Below are 16,434 nucleotides of genomic sequence, written 5' to 3'. Positions count from 1 at the left end.
CGTTGAACTCCTCGTCGTCACTGAGAGGGATGGACGACGCAACGTTGACAGCCGCGTGGCTGGTCTGTCAATCGTTAGCGATAACGTTATCGAACCGTTGCACCGCCGCACCGATCGTCGTCCCCTCGATGGAACCCGCCCGCTTGGTGTCAGTTCGATAACGTTATGGGTAACGTTATCGAACTCTGTCCGGATCACACGTAACCTCCCGGTCGGGGTGGGACCCGAATCGCGCAAAGGAGCGCTGATGAGATCGGTACGTTCGCATCTGAGGATCGGCACGGCGGCTGTGGTGCTGGCCGTGGCGGTAGGGACAGGCGGGTTGACGGCCGTGACAGCCGCAGCCGACGAGGGGCCGACGACGCTCATCTCGAACGACTTCGAGTCCGGCGCGACCACCCCCTGGGGACCGCGCGGACCCGTCACGCTGGCGACCGTCGACACCGACGCGCACGGCGGTGACCGCAGCATGCTGGTCAGCGGTCGCACCGGGGACTGGAACGGCCCGGCCACGGACGTCGTCGGCCTGTTCCCGGCCGGCTCCCCCGTGACCGTCTCGGCGTGGGTCAAGCTCGCGCCCGGGACCACGGGCTCGTCGGCGATGCACTTCACGGTGCAGCAGAGCCCGGCGGACAACCAGTACGCCTGGGTCGGCTCCGCGGTCACGGCCACGGCCGACGGCTGGGTCGAGCTGACCGGCACCTACACGCGCGCTGCCTCCGTCACGGCGGCCACGCTCTACCTCGAGGCCGCGCCCGTCGCGGGCGTCAACCCCAGCTTCCTCGTCGACGACGTGCTCGTCACGACGCCGGGCTCGGTCGACCCCGACCCGGACCCCGATCCCGACGTCGTCCCCGGAGGTGCCGTGGACCCGACCACGACTCCCGTCTCGGCAGCACGCGGCACCGGCGACGTCGCCGCGCTGACGTTCGACGACGGCCCCAACGGCGCCACCACCGGCGCACTCCTCGACTTCCTCGAGGAGCAGGGCATCCACGCGACCTTCTGCGTGATCGGCCAGAACATCCAGGCACCGGGCGGCGCGGACGTGCTGCGCCGGATCGTCGCGGACGGCCACACGCTGTGCAACCACTCGACCTCGTACGCGGACATGGGCAGCTGGACCCCGGCCCAGGTGCGCGCGGACCTCGTCGAGAACCTCGCGATCATCCGCACCGCGCTCGGCGACCCGCAGGCCAAGGTGCCGTACTTCCGGGCGCCGAACGGCAGCTGGGGCCAGACGGCCGCGGTCGCCGTGTCGCTCGGCATGCAGCCGCTCGCGGTGACCAACACCATCAACGACTGGGCGACGCAGGACGTCCCGACGCTGACCACGAACCTGCGCGCGGCGATGAAGCCCGGCCAGGTCGTGCTCACGCACGACGGCGGCGGCGACCGCTCGGGCACGCTCGCGGCGGTCCGCACGGTCGTGACCGAGCGCCTCGCTGCGGGCTGGTCGTTCACGCTCCCCGCGGGCGGCGCATCCGACGACGGCCCCGCCCCGACGGCGCTGTCGACCGGGTTCGAGGACGGCCTCGGCGTCTGGGGCGCGCGCGGCAACGGCACCGCACCCGTCGTGGCGATCTCCGACGTCGCCCACGGCGGCGTGCAGTCGGCGAGCGTGACCGGCCGCACCGACGGCTGGCACGGGCTCGGCGCGACCGTCACGGACGCGTTCGTCAGCGGCCGGACGTACCAGATCTCCGCCTGGGTCCGGCTCGCGGCCGGCGAGGCGGCACCCGCCGACGTGCGCGTCAGCGTGCAGCGGGACAACGGCGGCACCTCGTCGTACGACACCGTGACCACCGCGGCGGCCGTCACGGCCGACGCCTGGGTGCGTCTGACCGGCAGCTACACGATGACGTCTGCCGACTCGGCGCTGCTGTACTTCGAGACGGCGTCCGGCACCGCGTCCTTCCTGGTCGACGACGTCGTCGTGACCGGCTCGACCGCGCCGCCGGTCCAGCAGGACATCCCCTCGCTCAAGGACGAGCTCCCGTGGCCCGTCGGCGTCGCGATCGACGAGCGGGAGACCGCGGGCCCGGGCAAGGAGCTGGTCACCAAGCACTTCGACCAGTTCACGCCCGAGAACGTCATGAAGCCCGAGGCGATCCAGCCGACGGAGGGCACCTTCACCTTCGAGGCCGCCGACCAGCTCGTCGACTTCGCGATCGCGAACGGCCTGCGCGTCTACGGGCACACGCTCGTGTGGCACAGCCAGACGCCCGCGTGGTTCTTCCAGCACGAGGACGGCACGCCGCTCACGGACAGCGCCGACGACCAGGCGCTCCTGCTCGGCCGCATGAAGACCCACATCGAGACCGTGGCCGACCACTTCCGGACCACGTACGGCGAGTACGGCACGGCCGGCAACCCGATCGTCGGGTTCGACGTGGTGAACGAGGTCATCGCCGAGAGCGAGAGCGACGGCCTGCGCCGCAGCGAGTGGTACCGGACCCTCGGCCCGGCCTACATCAAGGACGCGTTCGACATCGCCTCGCAGGCGTTCAACGACGGCGACGTCAACGGCCCGGTGAAACTGTTCATCAACGACTACAACACCGAGCTGCCCGCCAAGCGGCAGGCGATGTTCGACGTCGTGGACGGGCTGCTCAAGGCCGGCGCTCCGATCAACGGCGTGGGCCACCAGTTCCACGTGAGCCTCGCGCAGCCGGTCGACCAGATGCGCGTGACCCTGGAGAAGTTCGCCACGCTGGGGCTGCTGCAGGACGTCTCCGAGCTCGACGTGCAGATCGACGGCACGGTCACGCAGGAGAAGCTCGTCGCGCAGGGCTACTACTTCGCCGACGTGTTCTCGATGCTGCGCGACTTCCCCGACCTGTTCTCCGTGACGGTCTGGGGTCCGTACGACAGCCGCAGCTGGCGCACGGGTGCGCCGCTGGTGTTCGACGACGACCTGCAGGCCAAGCCCGCGTACTGGGGCATCGTCGACCCGACCGAGCTGCCCACGCTGACCCGCACGGCCAACGCGCAGCAGTCCTCCGGGTCCGCCGACTGGCGGCTCCTGCCGGACGTGGAGATCAACGCGTCGGCTGGGTTCCAGCTCCGCTGGTCCGGCGACCACCTGACCGCGCGCGTGCACGTGGTCGACGCGACGGACGACGCCGACGACTCGGTCACGCTGTTCGGCGGCGGCGACCCGGTCGTCGTCAAGCGGAGCGAGGCGACGTCCACCGCCGAGGGCTACGACGTCGTGGCGAGCCTGCCCCTGGCCGAGGCCGGGGCGGTCGGCACGACGGTGCCGTTCGACGTCCGCGTCACCGACGGCAGCGGCAGCACGACCTCGTGGAACGACCTGTCGAACCACCAGGAGACCGGTGGGGCGCTCGGCGTCGTCACCCTCGTCGGGCCGATCGCCTTCGTCTCGGTGCCCCGCGCGGCGACGGCACCGACGATCGACGGCGAGATCGACGCCGCCTGGGCCTCCGCACCGAGCGTCCGGACGGACGTGCAGGTCGAGGGCTCGGAAGGCGCGACCGCGAAGGTGCGGCTGCTCTGGCACGACGACTCGGTCGACGTGCTGGCCGAGGTCACCGACCCGCACCTGGACGCCACCAGCTCGAACGCGTGGGAGCAGGACTCGGTCGAGATCTTCCTCGACCCGGCGAACGCCAAGTCCGGCGCCTACCACCCGGCCGACGGCCAGTACCGGATCAACTACCTCGGTGCGCAGTCCGTCAGCGGCGACCTGTCCGTGATCGGCGGGCGCCTGACCAGCGCGACCAAGGTCGTCGACGGCGGGTACGTCGTCGAGGCCTCGCTCAAGCTCGGCCACGCGGTCACGCCCGGCGACCTCGCTGGCCTGGACTTCCAGGTCAACGACGGCACGGCGGGCGTGCGGAACGCGGTGCGGACCTGGTCCGACCCGACCGGCCGCTCGTACCAGGACACCAGCCGGTGGGGTGTCGCCGAGCTCGTGGAGCCGGTCGGCCCGCAGCCGACGGCCCCGGCCGTCACGAAGCAGCCGGCCTCGGTGACCGGTGCTCTCGGAGCGACCGTGACCCTCACGGCCTCGGCCTCGGGCGTCCCTGCTCCGACGGTGAAGTGGCAGCGCCTCGGCTCGTCCTGGGCCGACGTGCCGGGCGCGACGAGCACGTCGCTCGCGGTCAAGCTCTCCGCGAGCACCGACGGCGCCCGCTACCGGGCGGTGTTCACCAACGCGAGCGGCGTCGCCACGACGACGACCGCCACCGTGACCGTCAAGGCCCAGGCCCCCCGCGTGACGACCCAGCCCGGGTCGACGCAGGCCAAGACCGGGAAGTCGGTCACGCTCAAGGCCGTCGCGAGCGGGTACCCGACACCGACCGTCCGCTGGCAGCAGCGGGCGTCCGGGTCGTCGACCTGGCGTGCCATCTCCGGGGCGACCCGGACGTCGCTCACCGTCAAGGTCGGCGCCAAGCCGGTCGCCTACCGGGCGGTGTTCACCAACCGCGGCGGCACGGCCACCACGAAGACGGCCACCGTGACTCCGACCCCGGTCAAGCCGCGGATCACGGCCCAGCCGCGGTCGGCCACGGTGGCCGCGGGGAAGTCCGTCCGCTTCTCGGTCACCGTGACCGGCACGCCCGCGCCCACGATCCAGTGGTACCAGCGGGTCGCCGGGTCCTCGAAGTGGAAGGCCGTGACGGGGGCGACGGGCCGCACGCTCGTCGTGAAGGCGACCACCGGCAAGAACGGCAACGCCTACCGCGTCGTCGTGAAGAACAAGGCCGGGTCGGTCACGTCTCACTCGGCGGTGCTGAAGGTCAAGCGCCGCTGATCCAGACCGCCGGGGGGCACGGGCGACTCCCACCCTGCCCCGTGCTCCCCGGCTCTTGACGACGACGGGCGGTCCTCATCTCGAGGGCCGCCCGTCGTCGTGCTCGGTCCGATGCTCAGGCCAGTGCGGCGCGGACCAGCGTCGAGAGCTTCTTGCCGTCGGCCGACGCACCCGCGCGGGCGGTGGCCTCCTTCATCACGCCGCCCATGTCGCGCATCGACGTGGCCCCGGTGTCAGCGATGACGGACGCGACCAGCGCGGCGAGGTCGTCGTCCGAGAGCCGGGCCGGGAGGTACGTCTCGAAGAGGTCGGCCTCGGCGGTCTCGATCGCGGCGCGCTCGTCGGCGCCGGCGTCCGTGTAGATCTGCGCGCTGTCGCGGCGCTTCTTCACCTCGCGGGACAGCACCTTCAGGACCTCGTCCTCGGACAGGTCCTTCTCGACGGGTCCGGCCTTCGCCTCGGCCCGCACGGCGCCGATGGCCTGGCGGATCGTGTTGGTGCGCACGGAGTCGCGCGCCTTCATGGCGGTGGTGAGGTCGGCGGTCAGCTGGTCGAGAGTGCTCATGCGCCCATCATCCTCGTCGGCCCGGGCGGGCGCAGCGGCTTTCCGCGACCGCTGCGTCCGCCCGGCCCGCGTGCTCAGTGGACCTTGACGGAGATGATGCTCCCCGCGCCGAACACGTCGGTCGAGACCCAGAGCTTGCCGTGGGCCCACTCGACGCCCGCCGGCTGGGTGAGCGTGAGCAGCGGCCGCACCGTGCCGCGCTTGTCGATCCACGACACCGCGTTGCCGTTCAGCTGCGCGACGTAGACCGTGCCCTTCGGCCCGACCGCGAGGCCTGTGGCCCCCGCGAGGCCCTTGGCCACCGTCAAGACCTTGCCCGTGCGCGGGTTGACCTTCACGACCTGGCCGTTGGCGCCGAGGCTGCCGTCCTCCGGACCACCGGGGAGGAGCGAGACGTAGAGCCAGCCGTCGCGGCCCTGCTCGACGTCGGTCGGGACCGGCTCGAACCAGTACTTCTTGCCAGCGACGCAGGCGGGCAGCCCGAGGGCGGCGGCCGCGGCGGCCGGCACGACGACCGGCACGGCCTTGAGCACGGCGACGGTGCTGACCTTGCCCTTGGCGCTGACCTTGAAGATCGCGTTCGCGCCGGCGTCGGCGACGTACGTGGCGCCCTGGGCGTGCAGGGTGCCGTACGCGTGCGAGTCGACGCCGCCGGTGTAGCTCTGGAACATCGGGTCGAGCTGCGCGGCGCAGGCGGCGTCGAGGTTGCGGAACCCGTAGGTGCTCTTCTGGTCCGGGTTGGCGGTCTGCTCGTAGGCGAGCAGGTCGACTGTCGTGGCGCCGTCGCGCGTCTGGCGGTGGAGCAGCGAGGCGGTCGGAGGGGCACCGGGTTCGCCGGCCCGCTCGGTCCACGTGAGCGCGCCGCGGGAGACCTCGACGCCGGCTGCGTCGGCGCCGGGCGTGGCGGCGCCGACGACGGTCGGAGCGCCGGTCTTCGGGATCTTGGAGACGATCCCCGCGAACGCCTGCCCGACGTACAGCGACTTCGCGCCGACGCCGAACGTCAGGGGTCCAGCCAGGCCGGTCGCCACCGTCGTGGGCGTCCCTGCCCGGGGCGCGTGGTGGGACTTCACCGGATGGCGGTGGTCGGGCAGCGAGACGCCGTGCCCGTAGTGGGCCACGCGCGCGAGACCCGAGGTGTGGTGGTCGGACGAGCGGGCGGTGGCCGGGGCGCCGGCGATCACCAGCCCGGCGACCGCGAGTGCCGAGACGGCACAGGTGCGAAGCCGCATGCGGATCCTCCTCGTCGAGGTGCCCGGCCTGCGGCGCCTCGTCGACGCCCGTCCAGAACCGGACAAACCGCCCGAAGGCGGCATCGAACACTGTGCTCCCGCTGTGAGCCGGGCGTCCACCCCTTTCGGGTGAACGCCCGGCTCTCTCGTTCAGCTGGCGGTCAGCTCGCCGTGATCGTCAGGTGCTCGTCCGCGCGGTCGACGGTCACAATCTGGCCGTCGCGGATGTCTCCGCTCAGCAGAGCGCGGGCCAGGCGGTCGCCGATCTCGCGCTGCACCAGCCGGCGCAGCGGCCGGGCGCCGTACGCCGGGTCGTAGCCCTCGAGCGCGAGCCACTCGCGCGCGGCCGGCGAGACCTCGAGGGTCAGCCGGCGCTCGCGCAGCCGAGACGCCAGGGACGCGACCTGGATCTCCACGATGTGCCCGAGCTCGCCGATCGACAACGGGTCGAAGAGCACCACGTCGTCGAGCCGGTTGAGGAACTCCGGCTTGAACGCGGAGCGCACCGCGCTCATCACGGCGTCGCGCTTGGCGTCGTCGGACAGCGTGGGGTCGACGAGGAACTGCGAGCCCAGGTTCGACGTGAGCACCAGGATCACGTTGCGGAAGTCGACCGTGCGGCCCTGGCCGTCGGTCAGGCGGCCGTCGTCGAGCACCTGGAGCAGCACGTCGAACACCTCGGGGTGCGCCTTCTCGACCTCGTCGAGCAGCACCACGGAGTACGGGCGACGACGGACGGCCTCGGTGAGCTGGCCGCCCTCCTCGTAGCCGACGTAGCCGGGAGGGGCGCCGACGAGCCGGGCGACCGAGTGCTTCTCGGCGTACTCGGACATGTCGATGCGCACCATGGCGCGCTCGTCGTCGAACAGGAAGTCCGCGAGCGCCTTGGCCAGCTCGGTCTTGCCGACGCCGGTGGGGCCCAGGAACAGGAACGAGCCCGTGGGGCGGTTCGGGTCGGAGATGCCGGTGCGCGCGCGGCGGACCGCGTCGGACACCGCGGAGACGGCCGTGCGCTGGCCGATCAGCCGCTCGCCGATCACGTCCTCCATGCGCAGCAGCTTGGCGGTCTCCCCCTCGAGCAGCCGGCCCGCGGGGATGCCCGTCCACATCGCCACGACCTCGGCGATCTCGTCGGGCCCGACCTTCTCCGCGATCATCGGGGTGCCCTGGGGCGCCACCTCCTCGTCCACCGCGGCCTCCGACTCCTCGGCGCGCTGGATCTCGGCCTGCAGGGCCGGGATCTCGCCGTACTGCAGGCGCGCGGCGGCCTCGAGCGACCCCTCGCGCAGCAGGCGCTCGGCGTCCGTGCGCAGGGTGTCGAGCTTCGCCTTGAGGTCGCCGACGAGGTTGTGCCCCGCCTTCTCCTTCTCCCAGCGGGCCGTGAGCGAGGCGAGCTCCTCGCGCCGGTCGGCGAGATCGGCACGCAGTCGCTCGAGACGCTCGGCGGAGGCCTCGTCGTCGGACTCCGAGAGCACGACCTCCTCCATCTCGAGGCGCGTGACGGCGCGCTGCAGCTCGTCCACCTCGACGGGGCTCGAGTCCAGCTCCATGCGCAGGCGCGAGGCGGCCTCGTCGATCAGGTCGATCGCCTTGTCAGGGAGCTGGCGGCCGGGGATGTACCGGTCGGACAGGCTCGAGGCCGCGACGAGCGCGGCGTCGGAGATCGTCACCTTGTGGTGCGCCTCGTAGCGCTCCTTGAGCCCGCGCAGGATCGCGACCGTGTCCTCGACGGACGGCTCCCCGACGTAGACCTGCTGGAAGCGGCGCTCCAGAGCGGGGTCCTTCTCGATCCGCTCGCGGTACTCGTCGAGCGTGGTGGCGCCCACCAGGCGCAGCTCGCCGCGGGCCAGCATGGGCTTGAGCATGTTGCCCGCGTCCATCGCGCCCTCGCCGCCGGCACCCGCGCCGACGACCGTGTGCAGCTCGTCGATGAACGTGACGACCTCGCCGTCCGAGCTGGTGATCTCCTGCAGGACGGCCTTGAGCCGCTCCTCGAACTCGCCGCGGTACTTCGCGCCGGCCACCATCGCGGCCAGGTCGAGCGAGATGAGCCGCTTGCCGCGCAGGGACTCCGGGACGTCGCCAGCGACGATGCGCTGGGCCAGGCCCTCGACGACGGCGGTCTTGCCGACGCCGGGCTCGCCGATCAGCACGGGGTTGTTCTTGGTCCGGCGCGAGAGCACCTGCACCACGCGGCGGATCTCCGAGTCGCGGCCGATGACGGGGTCGAGCTTGCCGTCGCGCGCGCGCTCGGTCAGGTCGACGCCGTACTTCTCGAGCGACTTGAACGTGCCCTCGGGGTTGGGGCTGGTCACGCGCGTGTTGCCGCGTACGGCCGGCAGAGCAGCGGCCAGCGCGTCGCGCGAGGCGCCCGCGGCACGCAGGGCGTCGGCGACGCCGGACTGGCCCGTGGCGAGGCCGAGCAGCAGGTGCTCGGTCGAGACGTAGTCGTCGCCGAGCGCGCGGGCCTCGGTGCTCGCGGCCTCGAGGGCCGCCGACGTCGCGCGCGAGGCGGTGGGCTGGGCCATGGTCGAGCCCGAGCCGGCGGGCAGGCCGACGAGCACCGCGCGCGTGGAGCGGCCGAGCGCGGACCGGTCGGCGCCGACCGCGTCGAGCAGGGCACCCGCGACGCCGCCCTCCTGCTGCAGCAGCGCGTTGAGCAGGTGGGCGGGCTCGAGCTGGGGGTTGCCGGCCGCGGACGCCTGCTGGATGGCGTCGCCGATGGCCTCCTGGGACCGGGTGGTGAACTTGGCGTCCACGTGACCTCCTGAGGGTCGAGAACGGATGTCTACCTGGTGCAACCCTAGTCAGACTTGAGCCTATTCCGCTCAACTCTGGCGACCGGGTGATTCTCGCCCGATCCCGCCCCGACCATGGCACGATCCCGTCATGGCTGACGACACCGACGTGCTGGGCGCGGGCTGGACCGCCACCACCCTGCCGTTGCGGCCCGACGGCGTGGAGCCGGACCCGGTCGCGACGCTCGTCCGACGGGTCGCCAGCCCCTCTCGTCGGGCCGTGCTGTACGTGCACGGCTTCGTCGACTACTTCTTCCAGACCCACGTCGGCGACGCGTTCGTCGGCGCGGGCTACGACTTCGCCGCGCTCGACCTACGCGACTTCGGTCGCTCGATCCGCCCGGGCCGCCGGCCGAACTCCCCCACCGACCTGGGGCGGTTCGCCGAAGAGATCGACGCGGCCGTCCGCATCCTGCGCGCGGACCACGACGAGGTCGTGCTCATGGGCCACTCGATGGGCGGGCTGGTCAGCGCGCTGTGGGCCGACGCGCGCCCGGGGGTTATCGACGCCGTGGTGCTCAACAGCCCGTGGCTCGACCTGCGGGGGAGCTGGTTCGAGCGGACCGTCGCGACTCGCCTGCTGGACCTCGTCGGGCGCGCGGCGCCGTCCCTTCCCGTCGCCAAGCTGGGCCAGCACTACGGGCCCGCGCTGCACGCGAGCACCGGCGGGGAGTGGGACTACGACCTGGCCTGGAAGCCGTTCGAGGGGTTCCCGGTCACGGCGGGCTTCATCCGCACCGTCCGCCGCGGGCACGCGCGCGTCGCCCGGGGACTGGCGATCGACGCGCCCGTGCTCGTGCTCGCCTCGGACGCGAACGGGCCGGACGACCGGTGGCACGAGCAGCTGGTGACGACCGACTCGGTGCTCGACGTGTCCCACATCGCGGCCCGGGCGGTGCTGCTCGGGGACGACGTCACCTTCGTCGAGGTCCCCGGCGGCGCGCACGACCTGGCGCTGTCGCCGAGCCCCACGCGCGAGCGGTACCTCGACGAGGTGCTGCGGTTCCTGGGCGCGCGGCTCGGCTGATGCGTCTCGCCAACCTCCGCGAGCGCGGCCTGGGCTTCTGGGACTCGATCCGCGAGACCTGGGTCGGGCGGCTGCTCGAGCGCATCGTGCGGGACCTGGCACGGCTGGAGGTGTTCGACCGCGCGATGACCCTCGCGGCGCAGGCCTTCACCTCGATCGTGCCGCTCATGCTCGTCGCCTCGTCCCTGCGCCCGCAGCATCCCGGCCTCGGCTCGGTCGTCGCCGACTCGCTGAGCCTCTCCGAGGAGACCCGCGCGACCCTGGCGGGCTCGATCCCGGCCGGTGCGACCGCGGCCGGGTCGATCGGGTTCTTCGGCATCGTCGTCGCGATCTTCAGCGCGACGTCGTTCTCCCGCGCGCTCGAGCGCGTCTACCTGCGCACGTGGGACGTGCAGAAGGCCAGCGTCCGGACGGCATGGCGGTGGCTCGCGACCGTGCTCGCCGTCGTGCTGGCCGTGCTGATCGTCGCCTTCACGAAGTCGGTGCTCGAGGGAGCGATCTGGCGGGGCACGCTCGCCGTGCTCCTGCAGATCGCGGTGTGGACCGCGGTGTGGACGTTCGTGCCGTGGATGCTGCTGCAGCGCCAGGTGGCCGTGCGGGTCCTCGCCTTCACCGCCGCGCTCACGGCCGTCTGCATGGGCCTGCTCAGCGTGGCGGGCGGCATCTACCTGCCGATCGCCATGGAGAGCGGCGCGCGGCAGTTCGGCGTGCTCGGGCTCGTGTTCGCCTACATCGGGTGGCTGTTCGCGATCGCCTTCGTGCTCGTCGCGACCACCGTCATCGGCCGGGCGTGCGCCGAGGCGGACGGGCCGATCGGCCGGGTGATCCGGGGCTCCGAGGTCACGCCGGCCTGACCTCGCTGCCCTCCGCGGCGTGCGGCATCCGCTCGGGGTCGATCAGCTCGCGGCGGTTGGCGACCATGAGCCACGCGCCGAGCGACGAGAGCACGAGGATGGGCAGCAGGTTCGCGTCGGGCACCGCCGCCAGCGCCATGAACAGGCTCAGCCAGCCGCTGCGGGCGACCACCACGAGGATGCCGACGCACGCGGTGGACACGGCGAGCGGGAGCGAGACCGAGGGGAACGACTCGTGGATAGCGAAACCGAGCGCGACGCCCGCGAAGAGCGCGGGGAAGATCCGGCCGCCGCGGAAGCCGCTCGTCGAGGCGACCAGCAGGGCCACGATCTTGATCAGCCCGAGGCCCAGGAAGCCCAGCGCGGAGAGCGTGCCGATCTGCGCGGGCAGCTCCTGCATCTCGTGCAGACCCTTGAACAGCGAGAGCGGGCCGCCGATCGCGCCGATGACGCCGAGCAGCAGCCCGCCGACCGTGAGCATCAGCAGCGGGTCATTGATGCGCCGGAACAGGCGGTGCAGCGGTACGAAGACCCACACGCCGATCAGCCCGATGCCGGCGGTCACCACGGAGATCAGCAGGCCGATCGCCAGGTCACCCGGGTGGAACTCGTAGCCCGGCAGGTCGATGGCCAGATCGAGGTCGGACAGCGACAGCATGACGATCGAGCCGGCCGTCGCGGAGACCAGCGGCGAGAACAGGCGGTCCCACAGCGGGATCTTGGGGTTGCCGACGTTGAGCTCGGAGAACATCAGGGCGGCGGCGACGGGCGTGCCGAACATCGCGCCGATGGTCCCGGCCGTGGCCAGCGCGACCCACTGCCCGGCACCGACGCGCGGCAGGTAGCGCGCGCCGAGCCAGACCACGAGCGCTCCGTTGATCGCCATGATCGGGTTCTCCGGCCCGAGGCTGACACCGCCCGCCAGCATGAGCACGAGCGCCAGGGCGAGGCCCGGGGTCACGGACGGCTTGAGCGGCGCCTCGACCAGCCCGTGCGCCGCGGGGTCGGGCCCGGCGTGGCCGGGGACGTACTTCACGACGAGCCCGACGAGCACTCCCGTGAGCGTGAGGACGCTGATGATCCACCACGCGGAGTCCGGGTCCACGCCCATCGCGGAGCTCAGGTCGTCCCACACCAGCTCCTGGAGCCGCTCGGCGAGCCACGAGAGCGCGATCAGCAGCAGCGCGCACAGGGCGCCGACGAGCGCGGACGGGACCACCATCCGCAGCAGCTGCTGCACGGGGATGTGGGGTGTGCCGCCCGAGTCGGTCGGGGCGGGCGCCTCGGCGGGGGGCTGGTCGTCGGCCGGGCGTTCGGTCATGCGGCACCACCGGGTTCGAGGGAGGCCTCTTCGGGCTCGGACAGGGACAGGATGGCGCGGACGATCGCGGGGTGGGTCGCGATCCGCCGCTCGAGCTGCGCGAGCAAGTGGGACGCCTCGGTCTCGCCGGGGTCGCCCTGCAGGTCGACGGCCGCCACGAGCGACAGCTGCTGCGCGCCCACGTACTGCAGGCTGAGCGAGGTGACGCGCGCGATCTCGGGCTGCTCGAGCAGCTGGCCGACGACCGCCGCGCTCACCCGGGAGTCCGCGTACTCGCCCACCAGGAACCGCCGGTTGCGCTGGATCAGCACCACCGCGACCACGCCGAGCAGCACGCCGACCAGGATCGACCCGATCGCGTCGGGCACCGCCGAGCCCGTCGCCTGGTGCAGCCCGATGCCCGCCGCCGCGATGACGATGCCGACGAGCGCCGCGGCGTCCTCGAAGAAGACCGCCCTCACCGTGGGGTCGGAGGTCGCGAGGATGTGGTCGAGCAGCTCGGTCTCGCGCTCCTTGGCCTCGCGCCGCGCCTGCCGGTTCGCCTGCAGGAACGAGGTCCCCTCGAGCAGGAACGAGACGGCCAGCACGACGTAGGCGACGAGGAAGTCGCTCGCGGGCTCGGGGTCGATCAGCTCCTGGACCCCGTGCGTCACCGAGACACCGGCGCCGACCGCGAACAGCCCGATCGCCGCGAACATCGACCAGACGTAGACCTCGCGCCCGTAGCCGAGCGGGTGCGTGACGTCCGCGGGCTTGGCGGCCTTGCGCTGCGCGACGAGCAGGAAGACCTCGTTGCCCGTGTCCGCCCACGAGTGCGCGGCCTCGGCGAGCATCGACGCGGCGCCCGTGAGGATCGCCGCCGCGGTCTTGGCGATCGCGATGAGCAGGTTGGCGCCGAGCGCGATGACGACCGTGAGCCCGCTCTCGCCGCCGGGCTTGGCGCCGGCGGGAGGTGCGTCGTCCGAGGTCATGTGACGTGAGTAGCACACCGCCCCCCTCGGTGTCTGCGCCTGACCACCGCGAACACCTGCCGTCGGCCGGGTCGCGGAGGCGCGACGTCCGGGTGTGGGATGGGGCGATGACCACCCACTCCGAGCGCTGGCCGGCGGGCACGCCCGCCTGGGCCGACATCACCGTCCCCTCGCTCGACCAGGCGTGTGCCTTCTACGGTCCGCTGCTCGGGTGGGAGTTCGAGGTCGGCGGGCCCGAGACCGGCGGGTACACCGTCGCCACGGTCGGCGGCCGCCGCGTGGTGGGCCTCGGCGAGTCCGCGACCGACCAGCCGAGCGATCCCCAGTGGTGCCTCTACCTCGCGACCGACGACGCCAACGCCACGACCACGCGGGTCGCCGCGGCGGGCGGGCGCGTGGTCGTGAGCGCGACGCCGCTCCCGGGCATGGGCACGATGGCCATCGCCGCCGACCCGACGGGCGCGGTGTTCGGGCTCTGGCAGAGCGGCAGGCACACCGGCTGGGACGTCACCGGCGAGCCGGGCACGGTCGCGTGGACCGAGGTGATGTCGACCGACCAGCCGCAGGCACTGGCGTTCTACCAGCACGTGCTCGAGCTCGACGTCATGGACGCGGGCGGCGACGGCTTCGTCTACGCGGTGCTTCGACGCGGCGACCTCTCCGTCGCCGGGGTCGGGCAGACCGAGGCGAACTCCGCGTGGACGCTCTACCTCGAGGTGGCCGACGTCGACGCGACGATCGAGGCGGCCACCGGGCTCGGCGCCACCGTCGCCGCCGGGGCGGCCGACTCCCCCTACGGCCGCGTCGCGCGCCTGCGCGGGCCGTTCGGCGAGACCTTCGCGATCATCACGCCCGCCTGGCATCCGTAGGCTGGGGCCTCGTGACCCTGCCCTCCGACGCGTTCCGCCTCACGGCGATCCGCGCGCACGAGCCGTTGCGGACGTACCACCCGCGCCGCTCGCCGCTCAGCCAGGACCGCGAGGACTCGCTCGAGCGCCTGTGGCCGCTGTTCGGCTTCTCCGTGCACGACGACGAGCACCCGTACCCGACGACGCCCGACGGCCTGCTCGACACGGTCGCCCTGTTCGGCCGGGCGGCGCCGCTCGTCGTCGAGATCGGGTCCGGCATGGGCGAGACCACGGCAGCGATGGCCGCCGCCGATCCCGGCCGCGACTACCTCGCGCTCGAGGCGCACCTGCCGGGCATCGCGAGCCTGCTGGGCTTCGTCGGGCAGGCCGGGCTGACGAACGTGCGCGTCGGCCACGGCGACGCGCTGGACCTGCTGCGCCGCGTGGTCGCCCCGGAGAGCCTCGACGCGGTGCACGTCTACTTCCCGGACCCGTGGCCCAAGAACAAGCACCACAAGCGCCGGCTCATCCAGCCGATGCACGTCGACCTGCTGCGCAGCCGGCTGCGCGTGGGCGGCACCCTGCACTGCGCGACCGACTGGCTCGACTACGCCGAGCAGATGCGCGACGTCCTCGAGGCAGACCCTGACATGGAGTCGAGCGGGCTGGTCGCGCGCCCCGCCCACCGCCCCGTCACCAAGTTCGAGCAGCGCGGCCTGGACCTGGGCCACGCGGTGCACGACGTCATCGCCCGGAGGATCCGATGAGCTTCCGCATCCTGCTCGTGCCCGGGGTGAACCCGGACCGCTGGCTGCGCGTGTGGGCCGAGCGACTGCGCGACGTGCCCGCGACGCTCGTGCACGCCGATCCCGCCGATGCCGTCGCGCGGGTGCGGGCCGGCGAGGCGGACGTCGCGCTCGTGCGGCTGCCGGTCGACCGCGACGGCCTCGCGGTCATCCCGCTGTACGAGGAGACGACGATGGTCGTCGTCCCCAAGGACCACGTGGTGACGGTCGTCGAGGAGGTCCCGGTCGCGGACCTGGCCGACGAGACCGTCATCGTGCCCGACGACGACCTGCTCGGCTGGACCTCAGCCCCCGGGACCGCGTTCACGGGCGGCGAGGTGGCGACGACCGCGGACGCGATCGACCTCGTGGCGGCCGGGGTCGGGGTCGTCTACCTGCCGCAGTCGGTCGCGCGGCTGCACCAGCGCCGCGGCCTCACCGTCCGGGCCGTGCCGGAGGCGCCGACCTCGTCGGTCGCCCTGGTGTGGGTCGACGAGCGGTACGACGAGCTCACCGAGGAGTTCATCGGGATCGTCAAGGGCCGCAAGGCGTCCTCGTCGCGCGGCCGCGGTGCGACGCCCGAGCCGCCGGCCAAGGAGAAGAAGAAGCCCCGCCCGGCCCCGAAGGCCAAGCCCACGCCGGGCGCCTCGGGCCGCACCCCCTTGGGCACCAAGGGCACCCGCCGCCCGCGCAAGCGCTGAGTCAGTCCTTGGCGGCCTGGGCCGCGCGGCGGTCGGCCTCGCGGGACTCGAGGCGGCGCTCCTCGCGGCGGACCTCCTCGTACGTCGCGCGCTCCTGGACCAGCCACTCGGGCGGGTCGGCGATGAGCGCGGAGATCTCGTCGGTGGTCAGCGGGTCCGTGATGCCGGCCCGCGCGAGCCCGCTCGTCGAGACGCGCAGCCGTGCTGCGACCACACCTCGGGGGTGGGGGCCGTTGCGGCGCAGGTCGACCAGCCACTGCGGCGGGGTCCGCTGCAGCTCGGTCAGCTCGTCGCGCGTGACCGTGCTGTTCTGGAACTCCTCCGGGGTCGCCGGGAGGTACACGTCCAGCTTGGCGGCGGCGGTGGACGCCTTCATCTCCTGCGACTTCTTGGTGCTCACACCGCTCACCGTAGTTCCCCGCGGGCCTCGGCGGACACTCGGGGCGTCCGGGGGGCGCCGTGGAGCGCTGGCGCGCGGTCGTCCGGGGCGGTGAGCGGTTGGGTGTGCGACACGCCGCGCGGACCCCGGCGTGTCGCACACCCAACCGCACC

At 72.7% G+C, this 16,434-nt stretch carries 12 protein-coding genes; 6 read left to right on the top strand and 6 right to left on the bottom strand.

Annotated features, from left to right (window positions below; genetic code table 11):
* Window positions 1–331: 331 nt before the first annotated feature.
* Window positions 332–4,780 (top strand): endo-1,4-beta-xylanase, encoded by a 4,449-nt coding sequence (locus D1825_RS16455; protein ID WP_158580765.1) that lies wholly within the window; start codon window positions 332–334, stop codon window positions 4,778–4,780.
* A 115-nt stretch (window positions 4,781–4,895) separates the two neighbouring features.
* Here D1825_RS16455 and D1825_RS16450 read toward each other — a convergent pair whose 3' ends face one another.
* From D1825_RS16450 to clpB, 3 genes are all read right to left on the bottom strand, one after another.
* Window positions 4,896–5,345 carry a GatB/YqeY domain-containing protein gene (locus D1825_RS16450; protein ID WP_118768502.1) on the bottom strand — a complete coding sequence of 150 codons (450 nt, stop codon included), beginning with the start codon at window positions 5,343–5,345 and terminating at the stop codon, window positions 4,896–4,898.
* A 74-nt stretch (window positions 5,346–5,419) separates the two neighbouring features.
* Window positions 5,420–6,577, bottom strand: a complete 1,158-nt coding sequence (locus D1825_RS16445) for a ScyD/ScyE family protein (RefSeq protein WP_118768501.1) — start codon at window positions 6,575–6,577, stop codon at window positions 5,420–5,422.
* Between the two features lie 161 nt (window positions 6,578–6,738).
* Complete coding sequence (clpB, locus tag D1825_RS16440; RefSeq protein ID WP_118768500.1) at window positions 6,739–9,336, bottom strand: ATP-dependent chaperone ClpB; 2,598 nt, start codon at window positions 9,334–9,336, stop codon at window positions 6,739–6,741.
* A gap of 130 nt (window positions 9,337–9,466) precedes the next feature.
* On the opposite strand from clpB, the gene D1825_RS16435 reads away from it, so the two are divergent.
* Window positions 9,467–10,402 (top strand): alpha/beta hydrolase, encoded by a 936-nt coding sequence (locus D1825_RS16435; RefSeq protein ID WP_118768499.1) that lies wholly within the window; start codon window positions 9,467–9,469, stop codon window positions 10,400–10,402.
* Window positions 10,402–11,256, top strand: coding sequence for a YhjD/YihY/BrkB family envelope integrity protein (locus D1825_RS16430; RefSeq protein WP_118768498.1), 855 nt, complete (start codon window positions 10,402–10,404; stop codon window positions 11,254–11,256). Before D1825_RS16435 ends, D1825_RS16430 begins: the two co-directional genes overlap by 1 nt.
* Here D1825_RS16430 and D1825_RS16425 read toward each other — a convergent pair.
* Both D1825_RS16425 and D1825_RS16420 read right to left on the bottom strand, forming a co-directional pair.
* Window positions 11,243–12,577: an ion channel protein gene (locus tag D1825_RS16425; RefSeq protein WP_118768497.1), complete on the bottom strand. Its 1,335-nt coding sequence runs from the start codon at window positions 12,575–12,577 to the stop codon at window positions 11,243–11,245. The two genes, D1825_RS16430 and D1825_RS16425, sit on opposite strands and share 14 nt — an antisense overlap.
* Window positions 12,574–13,548 (bottom strand): cation diffusion facilitator family transporter, encoded by a 975-nt coding sequence (locus tag D1825_RS16420; RefSeq protein WP_118768496.1) that lies wholly within the window; start codon window positions 13,546–13,548, stop codon window positions 12,574–12,576. The genes D1825_RS16425 and D1825_RS16420 overlap by 4 nt, the downstream gene beginning before the upstream one ends.
* A gap of 107 nt (window positions 13,549–13,655) precedes the next feature.
* On the opposite strand from D1825_RS16420, the gene D1825_RS16415 reads away from it, so the two are divergent.
* Genes D1825_RS16415 through D1825_RS16405 form a run of 3 tightly spaced genes read left to right on the top strand, consistent with a single transcriptional unit; the run spans window position 13,656 to window position 15,882 of the window.
* On the top strand, window positions 13,656–14,417 hold the full coding sequence (locus D1825_RS16415; protein ID WP_118768495.1) for a VOC family protein: 762 nt from the start codon (window positions 13,656–13,658) through the stop codon (window positions 14,415–14,417).
* An 11-nt stretch (window positions 14,418–14,428) separates the two neighbouring features.
* Window positions 14,429–15,163, top strand: coding sequence for a tRNA (guanosine(46)-N7)-methyltransferase TrmB (gene trmB / locus D1825_RS16410; RefSeq protein ID WP_118768494.1), 735 nt, complete (start codon window positions 14,429–14,431; stop codon window positions 15,161–15,163).
* Window positions 15,160–15,882, top strand: coding sequence for a LysR family transcriptional regulator substrate-binding protein (locus tag D1825_RS16405; RefSeq protein ID WP_118768493.1), 723 nt, complete (start codon window positions 15,160–15,162; stop codon window positions 15,880–15,882). Before trmB ends, D1825_RS16405 begins: the two co-directional genes overlap by 4 nt.
* A gap of 1 nt (window position 15,883) precedes the next feature.
* Here D1825_RS16405 and D1825_RS16400 read toward each other — a convergent pair whose 3' ends face one another.
* Window positions 15,884–16,282 carry a DUF5997 family protein gene (locus tag D1825_RS16400; protein ID WP_199721628.1) on the bottom strand — a complete coding sequence of 133 codons (399 nt, stop codon included), beginning with the start codon at window positions 16,280–16,282 and terminating at the stop codon, window positions 15,884–15,886.
* Between the last annotated feature and the right edge of the window lie 152 nt (window positions 16,283–16,434).

Source organism: Cellulomonas rhizosphaerae, assembly GCF_003470205.1.
GTDB classification, from domain to species: Bacteria; Actinomycetota; Actinomycetes; order Actinomycetales; family Cellulomonadaceae; genus Cellulomonas; species Cellulomonas rhizosphaerae.
The sequence above is the reverse complement of the archived record's forward strand: the minus strand, read 5'-3'. Positions and strand labels throughout refer to the sequence as shown.

What these genes read in the sequence shown, in the direction of transcription:
- D1825_RS16415 (WP_118768495.1), top strand. Translation starts at nt 13,656, where the DNA reads ATGACCACCCACTCCGAGCGCTGGCCGGCGGGCACGCCCGCCTGGGCC.
- D1825_RS16420 (WP_118768496.1), bottom strand. Translation starts at nt 13,548, where the DNA reads ATGACCTCGGACGACGCACCTCCCGCCGGCGCCAAGCCCGGCGGCGAG.
- D1825_RS16425 (WP_118768497.1), bottom strand. Translation starts at nt 12,577, where the DNA reads ATGACCGAACGCCCGGCCGACGACCAGCCCCCCGCCGAGGCGCCCGCC.
- D1825_RS16450 (WP_118768502.1), bottom strand. Translation starts at nt 5,345, where the DNA reads ATGAGCACTCTCGACCAGCTGACCGCCGACCTCACCACCGCCATGAAG.
- D1825_RS16435 (WP_118768499.1), top strand. Translation starts at nt 9,467, where the DNA reads ATGGCTGACGACACCGACGTGCTGGGCGCGGGCTGGACCGCCACCACC.
- D1825_RS16405 (WP_118768493.1), top strand. Translation starts at nt 15,160, where the DNA reads ATGAGCTTCCGCATCCTGCTCGTGCCCGGGGTGAACCCGGACCGCTGG.
- D1825_RS16430 (WP_118768498.1), top strand. Translation starts at nt 10,402, where the DNA reads ATGCGTCTCGCCAACCTCCGCGAGCGCGGCCTGGGCTTCTGGGACTCG.
- D1825_RS16445 (WP_118768501.1), bottom strand. Translation starts at nt 6,577, where the DNA reads ATGCGGCTTCGCACCTGTGCCGTCTCGGCACTCGCGGTCGCCGGGCTG.